Origin of the sequence: Peribacillus asahii, from assembly GCF_004006295.1 — a bacterium.
GTDB lineage: Bacteria > Bacillota > Bacilli > Bacillales > DSM-1321 > Peribacillus > Peribacillus asahii_A.
On sequence record NZ_CP026095.1, the window covers coordinates 686,723 to 705,500 of the forward strand.

At 36.9% G+C, this 18,778-nt stretch carries 25 protein-coding genes; 15 read left to right on the forward strand and 10 right to left on the reverse strand.

Features of this window, described 5'->3' with window-relative positions:
• The first annotated feature begins 56 nt into the window (after window positions 1–56).
• The 6 genes from BAOM_RS03415 (at window position 57) to BAOM_RS03440 (ending at window position 5,754) form a co-directional block, all read left to right on the forward strand.
• Window positions 57–1,244 (forward strand): HpcH/HpaI aldolase/citrate lyase family protein, encoded by a 1,188-nt coding sequence (locus tag BAOM_RS03415; RefSeq protein ID WP_127759063.1) that lies wholly within the window; start codon window positions 57–59, stop codon window positions 1,242–1,244.
• The gene (locus tag BAOM_RS03420; protein ID WP_127759064.1) at window positions 1,238–2,617 is read left to right on the forward strand and encodes a phosphoribosyltransferase family protein; all 1,380 of its coding nucleotides are present in this window, start codon (window positions 1,238–1,240) and stop codon (window positions 2,615–2,617) included. Before BAOM_RS03415 ends, BAOM_RS03420 begins: the two co-directional genes overlap by 7 nt.
• A gap of 20 nt (window positions 2,618–2,637) precedes the next feature.
• Window positions 2,638–3,747: a cysteine protease StiP family protein gene (locus BAOM_RS03425; protein ID WP_127759065.1), complete on the forward strand. Its 1,110-nt coding sequence runs from the start codon at window positions 2,638–2,640 to the stop codon at window positions 3,745–3,747.
• A gap of 11 nt (window positions 3,748–3,758) precedes the next feature.
• Window positions 3,759–4,571, forward strand: a complete 813-nt coding sequence (locus BAOM_RS03430) for an HAD family hydrolase (protein ID WP_127759066.1) — start codon at window positions 3,759–3,761, stop codon at window positions 4,569–4,571.
• A 6-nt stretch (window positions 4,572–4,577) separates the two neighbouring features.
• Complete coding sequence (locus BAOM_RS03435; protein WP_127759067.1) at window positions 4,578–4,802, forward strand: helix-turn-helix domain-containing protein; 225 nt, start codon at window positions 4,578–4,580, stop codon at window positions 4,800–4,802.
• 250 nt (window positions 4,803–5,052) lie between these two features.
• Window positions 5,053–5,754, forward strand: coding sequence for a pseudouridine synthase (locus tag BAOM_RS03440; RefSeq protein WP_127759068.1), 702 nt, complete (start codon window positions 5,053–5,055; stop codon window positions 5,752–5,754).
• Between the two features lie 52 nt (window positions 5,755–5,806).
• Here BAOM_RS03440 and BAOM_RS03445 read toward each other — a convergent pair whose 3' ends face one another.
• Window positions 5,807–6,181, reverse strand: coding sequence for a hypothetical protein (locus tag BAOM_RS03445; RefSeq protein WP_127762428.1), 375 nt, complete (start codon window positions 6,179–6,181; stop codon window positions 5,807–5,809).
• 431 nt (window positions 6,182–6,612) lie between these two features.
• On the opposite strand from BAOM_RS03445, the gene BAOM_RS03450 reads away from it, so the two are divergent.
• The 4 genes from BAOM_RS03450 to BAOM_RS03465 all read left to right on the forward strand — a co-directional run bounded on the left by BAOM_RS03450 (window position 6,613) and on the right by BAOM_RS03465 (window position 10,054).
• Entirely contained in the window at window positions 6,613–7,269 is a 657-nt protein-coding gene (locus tag BAOM_RS03450; RefSeq protein ID WP_127759069.1) for a 5-bromo-4-chloroindolyl phosphate hydrolysis family protein, read from the forward strand.
• Complete coding sequence (locus tag BAOM_RS03455) at window positions 7,266–8,426, forward strand: toxic anion resistance protein (RefSeq protein WP_127759070.1); 1,161 nt, start codon at window positions 7,266–7,268, stop codon at window positions 8,424–8,426. Before BAOM_RS03450 ends, BAOM_RS03455 begins: the two co-directional genes overlap by 4 nt.
• Window positions 8,427–8,566: 140 nt before the next feature.
• Window positions 8,567–8,797 (forward strand): excisionase family DNA-binding protein, encoded by a 231-nt coding sequence (locus BAOM_RS03460; protein WP_119118837.1) that lies wholly within the window; start codon window positions 8,567–8,569, stop codon window positions 8,795–8,797.
• Between the two features lie 213 nt (window positions 8,798–9,010).
• Window positions 9,011–10,054, forward strand: a complete 1,044-nt coding sequence (locus BAOM_RS03465; protein WP_127759071.1) for an AI-2E family transporter — start codon at window positions 9,011–9,013, stop codon at window positions 10,052–10,054.
• Window positions 10,055–10,169: 115 nt separating this feature from the next.
• Here BAOM_RS03465 and BAOM_RS03470 read toward each other — a convergent pair whose 3' ends face one another.
• A complete protein-coding gene (locus BAOM_RS03470) occupies window positions 10,170–10,541 on the reverse strand; it encodes a hypothetical protein (protein WP_127759072.1) in 372 nt (123 codons plus the stop codon).
• Window positions 10,542–10,714: 173 nt separating this feature from the next.
• Complete coding sequence (cidR, locus tag BAOM_RS03475; protein ID WP_127759073.1) at window positions 10,715–11,614, reverse strand: cidABC operon transcriptional activator CidR; 900 nt, start codon at window positions 11,612–11,614, stop codon at window positions 10,715–10,717.
• A 289-nt stretch (window positions 11,615–11,903) separates the two neighbouring features.
• Between cidR and BAOM_RS03480 the strand changes: the two genes are divergently transcribed.
• A complete protein-coding gene (locus BAOM_RS03480) occupies window positions 11,904–12,092 on the forward strand; it encodes a hypothetical protein (RefSeq protein WP_127759074.1) in 189 nt (62 codons plus the stop codon).
• 460 nt (window positions 12,093–12,552) lie between these two features.
• Here BAOM_RS03480 and BAOM_RS03485 read toward each other — a convergent pair whose 3' ends face one another.
• The 3 genes from BAOM_RS03485 to BAOM_RS03495 all read right to left on the reverse strand — a co-directional run bounded on the left by BAOM_RS03485 (window position 12,553) and on the right by BAOM_RS03495 (window position 13,987).
• Window positions 12,553–12,735 (reverse strand): YfhD family protein, encoded by a 183-nt coding sequence (locus BAOM_RS03485; protein ID WP_127759075.1) that lies wholly within the window; start codon window positions 12,733–12,735, stop codon window positions 12,553–12,555.
• Window positions 12,736–12,765: 30 nt separating this feature from the next.
• Window positions 12,766–12,891 carry a YfhE family protein gene (locus BAOM_RS03490; protein WP_127759076.1) on the reverse strand — a complete coding sequence of 42 codons (126 nt, stop codon included), beginning with the start codon at window positions 12,889–12,891 and terminating at the stop codon, window positions 12,766–12,768.
• 190 nt (window positions 12,892–13,081) lie between these two features.
• Window positions 13,082–13,987, reverse strand: coding sequence for a TIGR01777 family oxidoreductase (locus BAOM_RS03495; RefSeq protein ID WP_127759077.1), 906 nt, complete (start codon window positions 13,985–13,987; stop codon window positions 13,082–13,084).
• 107 nt (window positions 13,988–14,094) lie between these two features.
• Here BAOM_RS03495 and recX point away from each other — a divergent pair, with 107 nt between their 5' ends.
• Both recX and BAOM_RS03505 read left to right on the forward strand, forming a co-directional pair.
• Window positions 14,095–14,895 carry a recombination regulator RecX gene (gene recX, locus BAOM_RS03500; protein WP_306821291.1) on the forward strand — a complete coding sequence of 267 codons (801 nt, stop codon included), beginning with the start codon at window positions 14,095–14,097 and terminating at the stop codon, window positions 14,893–14,895.
• A gap of 69 nt (window positions 14,896–14,964) precedes the next feature.
• Complete coding sequence (locus tag BAOM_RS03505) at window positions 14,965–15,276, forward strand: YfhH family protein (RefSeq protein ID WP_127759078.1); 312 nt, start codon at window positions 14,965–14,967, stop codon at window positions 15,274–15,276.
• 42 nt (window positions 15,277–15,318) lie between these two features.
• On the opposite strand, the gene BAOM_RS03510 is transcribed toward BAOM_RS03505, so the two are convergent.
• Both BAOM_RS03510 and BAOM_RS03515 read right to left on the reverse strand, forming a co-directional pair.
• Window positions 15,319–15,456: a YpzG family protein gene (locus BAOM_RS03510; protein ID WP_127759079.1), complete on the reverse strand. Its 138-nt coding sequence runs from the start codon at window positions 15,454–15,456 to the stop codon at window positions 15,319–15,321.
• Window positions 15,457–15,477: 21 nt separating this feature from the next.
• Entirely contained in the window at window positions 15,478–15,633 is a 156-nt protein-coding gene (locus BAOM_RS03515; RefSeq protein WP_127759080.1) for a small, acid-soluble spore protein K, read from the reverse strand.
• Window positions 15,634–15,744: 111 nt separating this feature from the next.
• Here BAOM_RS03515 and BAOM_RS03520 point away from each other — a divergent pair, with 111 nt between their 5' ends.
• The gene (locus BAOM_RS03520) at window positions 15,745–16,011 is read left to right on the forward strand and encodes a YfhJ family protein (RefSeq protein WP_127759081.1); all 267 of its coding nucleotides are present in this window, start codon (window positions 15,745–15,747) and stop codon (window positions 16,009–16,011) included.
• A 154-nt stretch (window positions 16,012–16,165) separates the two neighbouring features.
• Here the strand turns inward: BAOM_RS03520 and BAOM_RS03525 are convergent, their stop codons facing one another.
• Window positions 16,166–17,143 (reverse strand): metal-dependent hydrolase, encoded by a 978-nt coding sequence (locus tag BAOM_RS03525; protein WP_127759082.1) that lies wholly within the window; start codon window positions 17,141–17,143, stop codon window positions 16,166–16,168.
• A 208-nt stretch (window positions 17,144–17,351) separates the two neighbouring features.
• Between BAOM_RS03525 and mutY the strand changes: the two genes are divergently transcribed.
• The gene (mutY, locus tag BAOM_RS03530; protein ID WP_252283031.1) at window positions 17,352–18,470 is read left to right on the forward strand and encodes an A/G-specific adenine glycosylase; all 1,119 of its coding nucleotides are present in this window, start codon (window positions 17,352–17,354) and stop codon (window positions 18,468–18,470) included.
• A 67-nt stretch (window positions 18,471–18,537) separates the two neighbouring features.
• Here mutY and BAOM_RS03535 read toward each other — a convergent pair whose 3' ends face one another.
• Entirely contained in the window at window positions 18,538–18,762 is a 225-nt protein-coding gene (locus BAOM_RS03535; RefSeq protein WP_127759084.1) for a hypothetical protein, read from the reverse strand.
• Window positions 18,763–18,778: the final 16 nt, after the last annotated feature.

The following is an 18,778-nucleotide window of genomic DNA, read 5'->3' on the forward strand; positions in this document are numbered from 1 at the left end:
AAAACTTCCATTAATGGGTAATTACTGCCTGTTAAGTATGGGATCAATATTTCTAGATGGCTACTGTTTCAGCAGTAGCCATCCTTTTATATAGGAAGGAAGTAGATTTCGTTGTGAAACATTTTGAGGTTGAATCGGCCAAAAGAAAAATAGAAATCTTCTATAAAGAACCGGAGCCCTTTACTAAATATACAGAACGGGAAACGCTAGCCTATGCGCTAGGTGCTACTTTGTATATGCCAGCTCTTAGAGAGAGCATTGCAGATGAGCTAGTGACAAAGAAGTATAGAGAGCTTACTTCTGTCGTCATTGATTTAGAAGATGCTGTTGGTGATAGTCGACTAGAGGAAGCGGAGCAAATGCTTATTCAGCATATTTCAAGCATTAATCGAGCTGTAGAAGAACAAAAAGTATTAGTAGAAGAGTTGCCTCTTATTTTTATTCGAGTAAGAAGCCCGCAGCAAATGAACAGGGTTACGCAACAATTAGGACGGCTTCAGCGTGTATTGACTGGATATGTATTTCCAAAGTTTTCGTATGAAGCAGGGAAAGACTATTTAGAGATTTTAAAGAATAATAATTCAGAAGATATGGTTTTATATGGTATGCCAGTGTTAGAGACAGCAGACATTGTGTATAAAGAAACAAGAATCCCAACGCTAAACAAAATTAAAGAGCTATTAGAAGCTTATCAAGCTTATATATTAAATATTCGAATTGGAGCCACAGATTTTTGTGGATTATACGGTATTAGAAGAAAGGTAAATACAAGCATTTATGATGTTCTAGTCATTCGCGATTGTTTAACAGATATTATGAATCTATTTAATCGAAATGGCAGTGGATTCATGCTTTCAGGCCCAGTGTGGGAGTTCTTTTCTAATAATCAAAGCAGTAATCCGTATCTAGATGGCTTAATGAATGAAGTGATGCTGGATCAATTAAATGGTTTTGTTGGTAAAACGGTCATTCATCCGACACATATTAAGCCAGTTCATTCATTATATGTTGTTAGTCATGAGGATTATCTTGATGCAACCAGCATACTAGATTATAACGATGGTCAAGTAGGAGTCGTGAAAAGTGAGTACGCTAATAAAATGAATGAAATGAAACCGCACTTTTCTTGGGCGAAACGAATTTTGCTACAAGCAAAAGTATTTGGTGTATATAACAAAGGCCAAACGTTTACTTATTTAATGGCAGAAGAAAAACAATTTAATGAAGGAGCAAAGAAATGGTAGAAACGATCGCTTCTAAAGAAATATATCATATTATGGATGGTTTAACGGTTGAAGTGAATGTGTTGCAAAATCCATATCAATTTGAATTATCTCAATTGTTTCAAATGGCAACGCGGATTAATAAACGGAGAAGCTTTCTATTTGTTAGCAAAGTATTAGGTAAACATTTAGCGGTGGATCCTAATATTCCATTAGTGGTAGGGAAGCTGCTTGCAATGCGCTATGTAGAACTTGTACAGGGAGTGAAGGATCCGCGTATGCAATCAGTTGTTCATGCTCTGCAGACCAAAAGCCGTCTTTCAGAAGTACTAGCAGATATTGAACGTCAGCCTATTTTGTTAGATCAACCGCTTACTGTGATGGGATTTGCTGAAACTGCAACAGCTTTAGGTCATGCGGTATTTAGCGCATTTGGAGAACAGGCAAAGTATATTCATACGACAAGAGAACAGATCCAAGAATTAACGTCTGTTATTAATTTTGAGGAAGAACATTCACATGCAACGAGTCATAGAGTGTATGCCTCGGATTCCGCCTTTTTTGATGATGATAGTGAAGTCGTGCTCGTTGATGATGAAATTACGACAGGAAAAACAGCCATTAACATTATTCGAACAATGAAGGAGCAGTATCCTCAGAAAACACGATTTACTGTTGTGTCTATTTTAGATTGGAGATCACAGGAGCATCGAGAAAGATATGAGCAATTAGAAGAAGAGTTGAATATTACGATTCATACTGTGGCTTTATTAGATGGAATGATTACAGTCTCTGGAGAACCGGTTTTAAGTAAAGAGAATCAGTCCATTCATTCTTCATATCTTGAACCAACCACTTCCTTCCTCTCTTCTGATAACGATGTAAAAACGAGTGAGATAAAAGGAATAACATCTATTTCCACTGATGGAACAGTTAATCGTTCCCCTTATTTATTGGCGACAGGAAGATTCGGATTGACGAGAACGGAGGAATCTCTCTATTCAAACGAGTTAAAAGCCGTTGCAGAATACGTGAAAAAACAGCGGAAAGGGAGCCGCACGTTAGTCATTGGCACGGGAGAATTTATGTATGTTCCTATGAAAATAGCTGCTCAGTTAGGGGAAGATGTATTTTTTCAATCTACAACCCGCAGTCCGATTTATCAGAGGGATATAGAATCATATACTATTCAACAGAAATTCACATTTGATAGTCCAGAAAATACAGGAACAACGAATTTTCTATACAATATTAAACAAAATCAATATGATGAGCTCATCATTTTAGTCGAACGCATGCATTCCGAAGACGATATACGAAGCTTGGTAGAAGAGCTTAAACGAACGAATATTACTACGATTACAGTGGTGATGATGACACACATCTGCTCGTAATTGCTTAAGGAGGGAAGCGAATGGTACAAGCGGGAGCTCGACCGGATCGAATAGGGAGCTATAGTGTAGACGATGTTGTTTTTTTATTGCGAGATATTAGTAAGTATCAGTTAGAGATAAAAACAGAAGAACGGGAGGCGCTTATTCAATCCGGCACCCATTATTCTGAAATGCTGCCAATGGAGTACCAGCCGGATGAGCAGTATATTTCCTTATTCCATCGTACATTGAATCACTATTCGAAACGGATTGCGATAGCCATTGGAGTTGTAGCGGAACAAATTAAAGAAAAACGTGGATTGAACAATCTAGTTTTAGTCAGTTTAGCACGAGCAGGGACACCTATTGGCGTATTAGTGAAACGCTATTTCAAAGCTATCCATCAAGTAGAGATTCCTCATTACTCGATTTCGATTATTAGAGGGAGAGGGATTGATGAGACAGCGATTGATTATATATTTGCTCATCATGCAGCAGCTGATATTCAATTTATAGATGGCTGGACGGGAAAAGGGGCCATTACAAAAGAATTGAAGGGTGCATGTCAGAAGTATAATGCTGCACATTCGAACCAATTGAATGCTAGTCTTGCTGTGTTGGCTGATCCTGGGCATTGCGTCGATATATATGGAACAAGAGAGGACTTCTTAATCCCTTCGGCTTGTTTAAATTCTACTGTATCAGGACTTGTCAGCCGAACGGTATGGAATGAATCGTTTATGGAAAAAGGAGATTTTCATGGAGCGAAGTTTTATCAAGAACTGAAAGATGTGGATGTGTCCAACTTATATGTAGATTGTATTGCTGCGGAATTTGCTCATGTAATAGAAGATATTCAACAAAGGTTAGTAGAATTAGCGAATGAAGACCAAACACCATCTTGGAAAGGTGCTCAGTCTGTGGAACGTATTCAAGAAATATTCTCTATCAAGAATTCGAATTTCGTAAAGCCGGGGGTAGGAGAAACGACAAGGGTGCTGCTTCGGAGAGTGCCTTGGAAAATTCTTATCAACCCTTATTATTCGAATGATTTAACGCATATTTTATTGTTAGCCAAAGATAAAAATGTTCAAGTAGAAGAATTTGCAGACATGTCATATTCTTGCTGTGGCATTATTAAAGAATTATAAGGAGATATCGGATGATACTATTTACTTCTGATTTAGATCGAACGTTAATCTATTCTGAAAGAATGATGACTGAGTATCCTATAGAAAGCGAAACGGCTTGTGTAGAAATGATGGATGAGCGTTCTATTACTTTTATGTCTTATCAATCTATTAAACTATTGAACACATTTCATGAGAATCATTTGTTTGTTCCGGTTACAACAAGAGCCTTGCATCTGTATAAAAGAATTCATCTTTTTCAGAACGACATTAAGCCCCCATTTGCAGTAACAAGTAATGGTGGTACAATCCTTATAGACGGAGTCGTTGATCAAGATTGGCATCAAGAGCTCCATGCAAGAATTGTGAGGACTTCTTTGCCAAAGGAAGATATGCTGCAAGCCTTTGCTGCCATTAGGCATGAATCATGGGTGCTGCGAGAGTCGTATGTCGACGACCTTTTCTATGTATTTCAGATTGTTAAAGAAGCAGTTCCGTACGATGAGCTAGCGGCTTTTGAAGTAGAATTACAGAAGATAGGCTGGAGAACATTTTTACATGGAAGAAAGTTATACATCCTTCCTCAACAAGTAGATAAGGCCTTTGCTGTTCAAAGAGTAAAAGAGTATATCGATGATTATGATGTACATGTTGCGGCAGGCGACTCTTTCATGGATTATTTGATGATGAAAGAAGCCGATATTGGCTATAGTCCGTTACATGGAGAAATATTTGAGACGATGCCCAACGCTCCGAAGGTAATGTGGTTAAACGGACGAGGGGTGGCTTTTACCGAGGAGCTGCTTATGAAGCTTCTGGAGAGTAAGACAACATTAATTAGGTGATAACAGATGGGAAAAATTAGTTTAGCAAAACCCGATTTAGATAAGCTGCCGATTATGGGCTCAGCGGATGCCTGTAAATTATGGGGAATAGATAGCTCCACGTTAAGAAAAAGGATAGATCAATTTCCTAAAGGGACCATTAAGAAAATGGGAAGAGATTGGATTGTGACGAAAGATGGTATGGCGTATGTATTTGGTACGTTAGAAGAAAGAAAATTAAAGAGAGAATAGTAAAGCATTTAGACTTATATGGATAGTAAATATTTATAGAAAAGTAGGTGACTCAAGAGAGAATGGGAGTCACCACTTCTTTTTTGCAGGATCTATGTTTAATAATCATGTAGATAAAGTGAAACTTCCATCAGTGGGGGGCTTACTGCCCGTTAAGTGCGGGGTAAAAAGCGATAGCGTCTTAATAACAAGCTTGTTGTATGAAAGAAGTTTATTGTCGCTGTAGTATTTATAATGGAAGTGAAAACAGATGAGAATCAATAAGTATATTAGCGAGACAGGCTACTGTTCAAGGCGGGAAACAGATCGTTTGATTGAAGCGAAGAGAATTACGATTAATGGTGTGATTTGTGAACCCGGAGTGACGGTTAGTCCTGGTGATGTTGTTTTTATTGATGGAAAAAGTATCCCTAAGAAAGCCGAACCAGTCTATATTGCTCTAAATAAACCGGTTGGAATTACATGTACGGCAGCCAAACATGTAGAAGGCAACATCATGGATTTTGTAAATTATCCTTCGCGTATCTTTCCGATTGGCAGATTAGATAAAGTATCTGAAGGGTTGATTTTATTAACCAATGATGGGGACATCGTTAATAGGATAATGCGTTCAGAGAATGGGCATGAGAAGGAATATGTAGTAACAGTAGATAAGCCGGTTACGGAAGAGTTTATTCAAGATATGTCTAATGGAGTAGAGATTCTTAGAACAAAGACAAAGCCATGTCAGGTTTTTCGGATAAATGATTATCAATTTCGGATTATTTTAACACAAGGATTAAATCGACAAATTAGACGAATGAGTAAAGCACTTGGTTATAAAGTGGTTCGTCTTGAGCGGATTAGAATTATGAACATTCATATAGAAGGCATAGAAGAAGGGGAATGGCGAGATCTAACGGATGAAGAATTATATACGCTTCTATCGCAGTTAAAGGAAAGTGCTACTTAACTATGGAATAAAACAGCAGCAAAAGCGATTAAACTTTTGCTGCTAATTAGTATTAGAATCCATCTTGTGCACTAAATGGAATGTTCAAGCGGTTTTCAACGGCACGTAGACGTTGATTTAATCGGTTTAATCGGCGATTTTGACGCTCATCACTCTGGCTAAGACGAGTAACTTCACGATTAATACGTGTAATTTCTCGGTTCAAGCGATTGATTTCTCGTGATTGCTGTTCATCTCTTCTTTCTAATTCCCGTAATCTTCTTTCGATACCTTGAGCTTGGGGTGGTTGACGATCTATTTCATATTCATATATATCCGATTCAACTTGATCTAGTTCATACATCGTTGATTCCATGCGTTCTGTTTCATAAAGGTCTGGTTCTGGAATATTGGGTTGCGAGGCATATGGATAATTTGGATAAGACATATCCGGTTCAACTTGATCTAGTTCATACATCGTTGATTCCATGCGTTCTGCTTCATAAGGATTTGGTTGTGGGATATTGGGTTGCGAGGCGTATGGATAATTTGGATAAGACGTATGCGTTGTAGGTTGATAAGGCGTATAATACTCAGGATAATAACTATATGGGTTCATCTTGCAGCTCTCCTTTTGATATCTAGGTAAATTCCTTATACAGTATGCAGAGATGGGCATAGTGATTGGGTAAACGTCTAAATGAGGAGGAAAAGCGAGAGAAAGAGCGTATTTAATTAAAATTTGCAGAAATGTAAAGAATCGTATATCGTTAAAATTGTAGAAAGAAATGAAACTTCATATTGTTACATCCGTATAATGAAGTAAGTATATATTTCGGTGATGGAAGTTTCACTTTATATGTCAGGAGTGTCCTTATAATGAACAGATTTTTAGCTGTTTTCATTCAATTATTGATCGCACTGCCGGGCGCGTTTCTTGTGTGGCTTGCGAGTTTCTTTGCTTTTGATTTAACTTCTATGTTATCGACAGTCGCTGCAATGGCTGGAGGAGCTATTTTGTATGGAGCTACGTCTTTCTTTTTACAACAGCGTTTTGTAAGAAAGCACGGTTTAACACGCAAAGAATATCAATATATAAGAAGAAATTTAACTGAGGCAAAAGAAAAAATATCTCGTATTAATAAAACGCTTTTAACCATTCGCCATATTTCTTCCTTGAAACAAAGAATTGAGCTCATGCGTTTACTAAAAAGAATATATAGCTTAACAAAACATGAACCGAAGCGATTTTATAAGGGGGAGCCGTTTTATTTTTCACATCTAGACTCGATCGTTGAGTTATCTGAGAAATATGCGTTTTTATCACGGCAGCTTAGTAAAAGTAAAGAATTAAATCAATCTTTAGTCGAAACACGTCAGACGCTTGATGAGCTGACAAACACGGTGGAGAAAGATTTATATCATATGCTTGCTGAAGATATTGAGGATTTGCATTTTGAATTAGACGTGGCCAAGCAATCGATTAATAGGAAGAAGGAATTAGAATTACCTGATGAAAGTAGGAGATCTAAATGAGTGAAAGTAATCTTTCTAAAAAGGACAATTTACTAGATGACTTATTGGCGGATCCATTTGGAGAGCAGAAGGTCATTATGGAAAGTCCGGCAGCAGAGTCCAAACCTGTTAAACTGATTGATGTAATTCCAGAAGAGAATCGGGCAAAAGCTTATCAGTTAGCTGAACAAATTAATCCAAAAGACCATCAGGCGATGATTTCATATGGAACACCCGCTCAAGCGAAACTGTTAACCTTTTCACATTCCATGCTGGATCATGTTCAAAAGAAAGATATTGGCGAGGTTGGCGAAATTATCAGTGATTTAATGAAGAAACTCAATGAAGTGAGCCCTGATGAATTAAAGCCAGAGAAGCAATCGTTTTTCGGGAAATTATTTGGCAAGGTTTCAGGTTCCGTTCAAGAAATGCTGTCTAAGTATCAAAAGACCGGTGCACAAATTGATCGAATTAGCGTTAAGCTTGATCGAAGTAAAAATGTCTTATTATCGGATATTGCTATTTTAGAAAAATTATATGAAGCGAATAAAGATTATTTTCATGCATTGAATGTATATATTGCTGCAGGTGAAATTAAGCTTGAAGAATTGCACAATAAGACAATTCCGGAGCTGAAACAATCGGCACAAATATCTAATGATCAAATGAAGTTTCAAGAAGTCAATGATATGATTCAATTTGCAGATCGCCTTGATAAACGTTTGCATGATTTAAAATTAAGTCGAGAAATTACGATTCAAAGTGCGCCTCAAATTCGCTTAATTCAGAATACTAATCAGGCATTAGTAGAGAAAATTCAATCGTCTATTATGACCGCTATTCCGTTGTGGAAAAATCAAGTAGCTATTGCGCTTACTCTTGTTAGGCAGCGCCATGCACTTGAAGCTCAGAAGCAAGTTTCCAAAACAACGAATGACTTGCTTTTGAAAAATGCAGAACTATTAAAAACAAATACGATTGAAACGGCAAGAGAAAATGAAAGAGGTCTTGTCGATATTGAAACGTTAAAGAAAACGCAGGCAAGTTTAATTTCTACGTTGGAAGAAACACTGAAGATTCAAGAGGAAGGCCGTATGAAGCGTCGTCAAGCAGAGCACGAACTAGCTTCTATGGAAACAGAGTTAAAGCAAAAGCTGTTAGAGATTAGAGGCGAATAGATTGTTTATATGGTGAAAGCTTAGTCACGACTAGGCTTTTTTTGTGCCTAATTGAGCGGAAAAATTATCTGCAAAATAGTTCTTAGTAACGTGAAAATCCTAGCTTTTTCTAGTATAGTAATAATAGAGGGAGTGAGGGTATGTATTTAACAGTGAAAGAAACAGCAGAGTATATATCATTATCAGAATCACATATTAAAAGCTTAATTTTACAAAATAAAATACGGGCTGTTCATGATGGTGAGCAGTATTTAATTTATAAAGACCAATTTAACACACATTTTGAACAATTGGAGACCTATAAAAAACAGGTTGCTGAGTATTTAAATGAACCTATTCCAGAAGATATTGATGTGAAGGATGAAGATTAGTATTTGTTGTAAAGAGGATATTTTTATACACTCTCAATATAGAGGATTTTTTCGATAATATTTGGACCATGATTTAGGCTCTAGAATGGTTATGAAGTGTGGCCACTAAAAGAAGAAGTAGAGATGATTTTTCTAAATATTGTATGAAGGCTATAAGTAGTACATTTGTCTTAATCTGTGTAAGATATATATAGTAGGAATGAATATGCCAAAATGAAGTTAGGGGATAGGTTAGTGGTCAAAGAATATTTACAAAGTAAAGGTTTTTCAAGACTGATTGCATTAGTCGTTGTTGTTATATTTTTAATTAGTATTGGAAGTATGCTTAATTTATTATTGTTTACTTTTATTTTTACATTTCTTATGGGCAGATTAGAGAGATTTATAACGACTCAAGTAAATAAAGTCATTCGGATTAACTCTAAAGTAGTCATTGTATTTTTATATTCTATTGTACTGTCTTCTTTAGGCATTGTGTTATATAAATATTTACCGGTCATTACGATGCAATTAACGGAATTAGTGAAGCAAATTGTGTTTTTCTTCCAAAATCCACCTGATAGTCGCATCATTAAGTATATTATTTCATACATGAATGATGTAGAAACACCGCTTGATTTTCAAACGCAAGTGAACTTTGTTTATTTATATATTGCAGACCTTGGGAAGTTAACTCTCCAAATATTCCTTTCCATCTTATTGAGCCTGTTCTTCTTATTAGAAAAGGACAAAATTATTCGTTTTACCTCTAAATTTAAACGAGGAAAATTCAGTAGTTTCTTTTTAAATATAGAGCATTTTGGCAGAAAATTTGTGAATTCATTTGGGAAAGTAATCGAAGTTCAGTTTTTAATTGCGACAACAAATGCGGTCCTTTCTATTACTTTTTTATGGATAATGGGTTTCCCCCAGTTAATAGGACTCGGTATTATGATTTTCTTTTTAGGATTAATTCCGGTAGCAGGTGTGATTATTTCACTTATTCCACTTAGTATGATTGCCTATAGTATAGGCGGGATCTCAATGGTTATTGCTGTATTAATCATGATTGCTGTCATCCATGCTATAGAAAGTTATATTTTAAATCCGAAGTTTATGTCTGCTAAGACGAATTTGCCAACATTTTTTACCTTTATCGTACTTATCTTTTCCGAACACTTCCTTGGTATTTGGGGGTTAATTATCGGGATTCCAATCTTTATCTTCCTATTAGATATGTTAGATATTCATGAGGATAATCATAAAGCAACTCGTTAAATAGAAGCAGCAATCTCTAATTAAAGGGATTGCTGTTTTTATGTTCAGTTGGATAATATAGAACGAACCCTCTTCTGAAATCAGAAGAGGGTTCTGGGAACAAGTAAGGGGTAATTTATTTAATGTATGAAGCACCGAGAAGCGATTCAGGGCTTTGTCCAAGCACCAACATGCTTATTTTGGCATATCCAATTGTTTCATAGTCAGCGAAAGTTTTTTGTAAAATATGGATATTTGGATCATCTTTTAATTTTTGTATTTCTTCTTTATATAGACTAATGACAGAGGGCATTACAAATTCAGGGGTAAATTCGCTTGCGTCCTCGTCCATAATCAAACAGCCCATATATTGATACTTAAATTGAAAAGCGCGTGTTAAGCCAACGACATGGAGTAATTTCTTAAATAACTCGGGGTAAGAATCTTTAATTTTCTCCAGTGCCTCTTCGGTTGTTTGCAACTCATCTACACTTGATAAAGTGACCATAATATCTCCTTTCGTACTATGAAAAAATAGGTTCCAATTTCACAATGCTTATATTCATAAACAGTCTACTCCTGCTTCTATAGAAAGTAAAATGGTTATAATTCATTATAACTATAGCTTTTATCTATGATTGAGGTTTGATGAATAGTCCATTCATGGATTTGAAAGGAAGATTAATCTGTATCTAGCTTTTGCTCGGTTAATACTTGTTTTGCAAAGCGCAGCCATTCTTTAGCTGCAAAGGATAGATGACGATTTTTACTCCAAATGACTCCCAGCTTCCACTTTATAGATGGGTTAATGACTTTTACAGAACAAACGTGACTTTGTAAGTGACTGCATAGACTTTCGGGTAATAGTGTAATTCCTAGCTTGCAGGCTACCATCTCCTCAAGAAAGTCCCAACGTGAACTCTCTGACATAACACGAGGAGTAAAGCCAGCTATCTCACAGGAGGAGACGACAAGGTCACGCAGTATGAATTCTTTATTAAAAAGAATAAAGTCTTCTTGAGCCAGAGCTCCTAAATCAACTTCTTCAGTTTGAGCTAGTGGGTGTTCCGGATGGAGGATTAATCGAATATCTTCTTCTAAAAATGCAAAAGAGTGAAAAAGTTCAGTATTAGTAGGGAAAGCAATTACACCGATATCAAGTAAATCATTTTCAACAGCCTCTTGTATTTTCTTCGAACCATCTTCTATTAATTGGAGTGTAATATTTGGATACTCCTCATGAAAGCGGCCGATAATTTTTGGGAAAAAGGAAGCATCGATAATTGGGGGTAATCCTAGTCGAATATGTCCTTTTTTCAAGCCCGACAGATATTCCATTTCTGTTTCTAAATTGCTAAATGCCTTATCAATTAATTTTGCTTGTTCGAGTACGACTCGTCCGGCATCGGTAAGTGTTAATTGTTTACGTGAGCGATCAAAAAGTTCCACGCCTAACTCGGTTTCGAGTTTTTTAATCATTTTACTAATCGTAGGCTGAGTAATGTATAAATGTTCGGCGGCTTTAGTAAAGCTATTGAAGTGTGTTACTTGAATAAAGTATTGTAAATGTTTGATGTCCAATGCCGTCACCTGCTTTTCTTTAGGTCAATCATTTCTTATTGTACACATATCGTCATAGGAATGTAAATTTTTGAGTTGTAGAAAAGAGGGGGACTTCTAAATTGGGGTCATGTCAGAAAATTAATTTGGATTTATATAGATATCTTTATGATTTACAAGAGGGGAAAGGTCTTTTATACTATGTTATATTTCCTAGATAATCTGGTGAATTTCTTTAAATACTGGAGGGAACAACCGATAAATACTATAAATGAGGTGCTAGTATAGAGGGGAGAAGTGGGGGAATAGGGTGAATAAGTTATTTAAAATTAGTTGGCATGCTTTTTTTGACGAAAATACGTTTTTAGAAGGGCGTAGTATAGTAGAGGCAGAAACGGATTATGAAGCAGCTAATAAGTTAATTTTTGAGAAAGCACATGAGTATCGTTTAAGAAAAACATGGATTAGGATTGATTCTTTAGTTGAATTAATTAGTTAAAGCTCAAAGCTTTCCAAGTAACGGAACTTGGGAAGTTTTTTGTTTTGCGCAAGTAACTTAAAAATTTATTTCCCATAAAGGTACTTTGAAAAATTATCCACAAAAGAAATAAAGGGATACGAATGAATGGTAGAGTTTATCCACATTATCCACAAAGTTATCCATAATTTCCATAATTATGATGTTAATAAAACGGAGATTACAGTTCATTATTTATCTGTATTTTCAGAATATATCCACAATATTAACAGTTCTGTGGATAAACCTGTGTGTAAAAGTGAAGAGCGCTATTCTTTAATATTTCCCAGATTTTGTCCTTTAACACACTTTAACGAAGGCAAAAACGTAATGATCTGAGGAGCATGATTGTTCAGCTAAACGGAGAGGCTGGCCCGAAAGCCATTTTTCGTGACTTTTGGGTCGGCCTCATATTGATTCTATGCAAGGCTTGAGTTATATATTAGTTATCTCTTTTAGCGCGTTGATCAGCTACATTTGCTCGTGCTTGTGCCTCTAAATCATCTGCATCTGCTAATTCTGCTGAGTATTCCACATCAATTCCATCACTTTGTAAATTTTTTTCGAATTGTGATAGTCCTTGGTTGTTTTTATTCCGTTTAATAGGTTTATGGTTTTGTCCCATTGAAGTACCTCCTATCAGGATGATTAGATGTTAACGACGAGCTCTCTTATCAGTGAATCCGCCTGCACGATCTGCGCTTTTAAATTCACGTGAGTATAGTACGGCTTGTGTACTAGTTAAATTTGTTCTTAACTTTTCATGTTTTTTATTGGCCATTTAATCATCTCCTATTTTGGTAATATTTCTATTTTTTCCTTAAATGGACTAAACATACATTAGGAATTTTTTTCTTTTGACTTTATCCCATACTTAACGGGCAGTAAGAACCCCACCTCAACCTTATGAGGAACCAAAGAAGGTAGGTGGGGGATGAAGGAAAACCCCCACTGATGGAAGTTTCACTTTATTATGTTAAAAGGTCAGTTAAGGCTTGTTTTAAAGTTAGGTAAGAAAATGAAAAATGATGATGCAATAATTTAGTTGGTTGTACACGTTGTCCTTCTAAAACAAGCATGCTCATTTCACCTAAAGCCAGTTTAAGGGCGAATGACGGTACAGGAAGCCAATGCGGACGATGGGTGATAGAACTAATCATTTGCCCGAATGGTTTCATTTGTGTTGGTTCTGGAGAGGTAAAATTGACGGGACCAGAGATTTTAGGGTGATTGATGCAAAAAAGAATTCCACGAATGACATCTTGGATATGAATCCATGAGAGCCATTGAGTTCCGCGTCCCATTGTGCCGCCGGCCATTAGCTTGTACGGTAATACCATCATTGGCAGTGCTCCACCTTGTTGATCGAGAATTAAACCGAACCGAGCTAGGACAACTCGATTGCTGTATGCCTTAGAGTGAAGTGCTTCGTGTTCCCACAACTTCACCGTTTGTGCTAAAAAGTCTTCCCCAATAGATTCTGTTGTTTCAGAGAAGGTTAATTGATCTGACACTCCATATACACCAATTGCACTCGCGTTAATAACAACAGAAGGTTTATGTGTACAGGCAGCCAGAATCCGATTCATTTCTTTTGTGGCGATCAGGCGGCTTTCTGTAATTTTCTGCTTGCGCTGGGTTGTCCAACGTCCGCTGTTTAAAGATTCGCCAGCTAAATTAATAAATACATCCAGATTGTTCAATGCATTTTCGGGGCGGGCTCCCTCATAAAGCCAGCCAATATAGTGAACCTGACTTTGATTGTGATATTTTTCAGGATGCCTAGTGAGGATAAACACAGTGTGATGTGCTTGTATTAATTCATCCACGAGGGCAGTTCCAACAAAGCCTGTTCCACCTGCAATGGCAATATTCATGGAAAACACTTCCTTTTAAGAGGATTTGAGCTAACCTTATCATGGAATGGCAGCCTTTTGAAAGAGAAAGCGACGATTGAATGTGGTAAAGTAAAAAGGAGGTGTGTATGATGCCAACAATTACGAAAATAACCACTCAAACAAAGCGAACGGATCGCTATAATATCTTTATAGATGAAAAGTATTCGTTTAGTGTTGATGAGGATGTTCTGTTAAAGTTTCAATTAAAAAAAGGAAAAGAAATTGATGCGTTATTATTAAGTCAAATTCAATTTCATGATAATATTCAAAAATCGTTTACAGATGCTTTAGGATATTTATCGTACCGCATGCGCTCTGAAGCGGAGATTCGTTTATATTTAAAGCAGAAAGGAATTGAAGAGCCAATTATTCATGAAACGATTCATAGGCTCTATCAATATAATTATTTAGATGATTTAGACTTTGCTAAAGCTTATGTACGAACACATGTGAATGGCGGTAATAAAGGACCGGTTGTGCTTCAGCGCGAGTTAAAGGAAAAGGGGATTAGTGATCCATTGATTCAACAAGCGCTTCTGGAATATCCCTTTGATGTGCAAATTGACCATGCTAAACATTTAGCTAATAAATCAATCAAAAAGGAAAAAGCTATTTCAGAACGGGCTTTGCAACAAAAGCTTGAGCATATGTTAAGCCGCAAAGGGTTTTCGCGCGATGTGATTGTCATTGCCCTAGAAGGCGTAACGATTGAAAAAGATGAGCAAGAAGAGTGGGATTCTTTATGCTATCAGGCGGAAAAAATCATTCGTCGCTACCGCGCTTATGAAGGTTTTTTATTTCAACAAAAAGTTAAGCAAGCATTATTCCGCAAAGGGTTTTCACTTGAATTAATTGAGCGTTATTTAAACGAATTAGAAGGCGAGTAAAAATAGCCAAACGTTCATTTTTTCGTTAATATGGAATGGAACGAATTCAATAATTAAGGGGTCATATAGATGAATGATGTAAGATACAGCTTGATGTCACCATATGAATTGCAGCAAGAAATTGCAACATTGACTGAAAAGGCTCGAAAAGCAGAGCAGTTAGGCATGGAAAATGAGTATGCCGTATTAGAAAGAAAAGCAACTATGGCGAAAGCCTATTTATTAAATCCAGATGATTTTAAACCGGGGGAAATTTATCAAATTGAAGGAGACCCTGGTGTTTATTTTAAAATTGATTATATGAACGGTGTTTTTGCATGGGGATATCGCCTAGGTGGCCATGGGAAAGAAGAGGCTTTGCCCATTTCGATGTTGAAATAAAGGAAAGGCTGACTCAAGCGTAAAGGAGTCAGCCTATATTGATTAAGATTGTTTTCTTGTCATTGCTTGGAGAATAACGTTTTTTTGAGTTTCTTTTGTCTCGCCGTTAATTTGTCTCCATGTATGTTTAGGGCTTTGATGTGGATTTTGAAATTTTCCTAAAAATCGCTTGTTTGCCATGCTGTTCATCACTCCCCATATTTAAGTATTTCGCTTGTTAGATGCTCTCATACGTTCCTGCGGATGAGTGTTGATGGATCCATCAGCACGTTTGGAAGAAAACTCAGGTTTAGCCCGAGGTTCGCCTTGGAATTTATCGCTGTTTTGATTTGGAAAACCGTTTTCTTTATTTCGCAATCATGTTCCCTCCAGATCGTTAAAAGTGAAAAACGCGTTTCCGCGTACTACTAGTATGAGTCATGATTCGTGGAGAAATGTCGCAAAAATATTGGTAACGAGGTGATATTAATGAATGATTACCATGAAAGGCTAACGAAGAAGCTGTTAGAAAAAAATATGCAAATGTCTTATGAACAAGCGTTAACGTGGGTTGAATTATTATGGGAAGATTTTGAATCCACCTATGCTAAGGCAGGGCATGAATATGCTGGAAAAGAGATGACGTTTCGAGTGGTAAATACTTGGATTGATCAGTATGGTGAAAAGTTTCATGAGTTTGTTGCTCAAAACCCTAAATATCAACATTTGTTACGAAATTCGGATCAACTTCATTAAAAAGCTGAAGGCACGGAATTACTGGTGCCTTCAGCTTTTTTGAATCATTTTTGATAAACTATATTGTTCATCAAAAATGGCTCAAAAATCAACAGCATTCTATAACATAGTCTACTGGTTAAATGAAATGAACTTCAAATGCCCGATTAACCTGCTATAAGATAATGTTCAATTTCTTTTGCAGTTTGGCTTCGCTAAAAATCCAACCTGTATAGGAATTCAAAATATTTAAATTGTAATCGAGATGAACGATAGCAATGAAAGGATAGTAGCCGTTACTTCGATAACGCAAGTCAATAAAACGAACCGCGTAATAATGTTCCGTCTCTTCAATTTCCCAACGATAAATAGGGGAGAAAGAAAGGAAGGCAGCTAAATTTACATCATGTTTTGCTGCTTCTAATACCGCACTATCTGGCAGCGGGATTCGGTCAAATGTATCAAGAATCCTCACGTGCCCATTTTCGGCACGAGCGACATGGAATTTTTTATTGGTCATCACGGCAATCTTCCAACGTCGAAATCGCATAGTAGGCGATAACACGATTTTTGTAGCATTCGGAATTTGTCGACGAACGGCTCTTTTGACTAAAGCCCGTTCTCTAAAACGGGTGATATAATACAAAACAATAATGCCATACATGGTGAGAAATAGACTTCCTGGAGGGAGATGGAAGCCCCATAAAATTAACCCCACTACATGAATGCCAAAGATAAAGGGATCAAACGTATTAATGACGCCAAGAGCAACCCACCTTTTGGAAATCGGTCTAAGTGCTTGTGTACCATAGGCATTAAAAATATCGACAAAAACATGAAGAAAAACAGCTAGAAATGTCCAAAGCCATAAATGAAGAAAGTTGGCTTGAGGCAGGAAGGCAAAGATGACAGCGCTAATCACAATTGGCCATAGCAAAACAGCAGGGATCGAATGAGTAATTCCACGATGATTTCTTATGTAGACTGCATTATTGCGTAATTTAAGAATTGTATCAAGATCAGGAGCTTGGGAGCCTAAAATCGTACCTACAAGCACTGCTTGAGCGGTAATCGAACCTTCTATTACAACTGGATCTAGAGTTGCAAGTCCCCCAAGTGCAATTCCCATAACAAAGTGAGTGCCGGTATCCAAACGTGAGACCTCCTTAAGCCTTAGATAGTATCATCATAACTTATTTTTGTTCATCCACCAAACGAATATAGTTTAACTTCTATCCAATTATTGGATTTTTGTTTATCCTGCATCAAATAACGGGCTTATAGTACAATGAAAGGAGCGTTTTTATACTATATATATGCCCAATTTTTTAAAAGGGTTTAACATCTGTGGAGGAAAGAAAGTGAACGATAAACTTGAACAATCTTTATTAAATATAGACAAAGAATCATTTCAGAATGATTTAATTGATTGGTTTGAAGCGGAGCAACGAAATCTTCCTTGGCGTGAAAATAAAGATCCTTATCGGGTTTGGGTATCGGAAATTATGTTGCAGCAGACGAGGGTTGATACGGTTATTCCATATTTTAACCGGTTTATCGAATGGTTTCCGACGTTAGACGATTTTGCTGAAGCCGATGAAGAAAAAATTTTAAAAGCGTGGGAAGGACTTGGGTATTACTCACGTGTTCGAAATTTGCATAGTGCCGTGAAAGAAGTGAAAGAAACATATAACAGTGTTGTTCCGGATAGCCCGGAGGAAATTTCTAAGTTAAAAGGTGTCGGTCCTTATACGGCAGGAGCGATTTTAAGCATTGCATATGGAAAACCGGAGCCGGCTGTTGATGGAAATGTAATGAGGGTGTTATCTCGTATTTTAATTATTGCTGAAGATATTGCAAAACCGAAGACACGCAAAACCTTTGAGACAGCCGTACGAGCTTTAATCTCCCATGAAAACCCTTCAGCCTTTAATCAAGCTTTAATGGAGCTAGGAGCTCTTATTTGTACGCCAGGAAAACCGGCTTGCTTACTCTGCCCTGTTCAAAAACATTGTCAAGCTTTTGCTGCTGGTATTCAGACGGAATTACCAGTTAAAATTCAAAAGAAAAAAACACGGGATGTACCAATTGTAGCTGCCGTTTTGAAGAATGAACGGGATGAGTTTTTAATTCATAAACGTTCTTCAGAAGGTCTTCTTGCTAACTTATGGGAATTTCCGAATTATGAAATGCATACGTCGATTCAGCCGAAACGTGCTTTTTTTGAAGCAAGCTTTTTAGAAAGTTATAGAACGGACGTGAAACTATCTGATTCGTTTACTACGCTGGACCATGTCTTTTCTCATTTAGTTTGGAGAATAGACGCTTATAGAGGGAGCCTCTTAAAGGATATTGAAGAAAGTGTGATGAAAGAACAGAATTTAAAATGGGTGAGTAAGGAAGAGCTAGAGCAATATGCTTTTCCTGTTTCTCATCAAAAAATATGGAAGTCCTATCAACAAACCTATGTGATGGATTAGGCAAGCTGCTCCTAACCTTTATAATAAAAAGCTAGCGTATGTGGTTGGACACATACGCTAGAGGGAGTTAATCGAATTTTACTTCGGTACCGTGAGTATAGTCTGTCTCTTGTCGATGCAGTCCTCCTCGGTTTTCAATTTCCTCGATAATTTCTCGATGAATAGTCTGTCCTTCTTGATTTAAATAAGGTACCATTTGTTGAAGAGAGTGATGGAAATAAGCGAGTTCATCTTGATTCCATTTTGATTTTGGTAACATGGATAACTCGGTCATATCACGACCTACATACATTGAAAAACACTCCTTT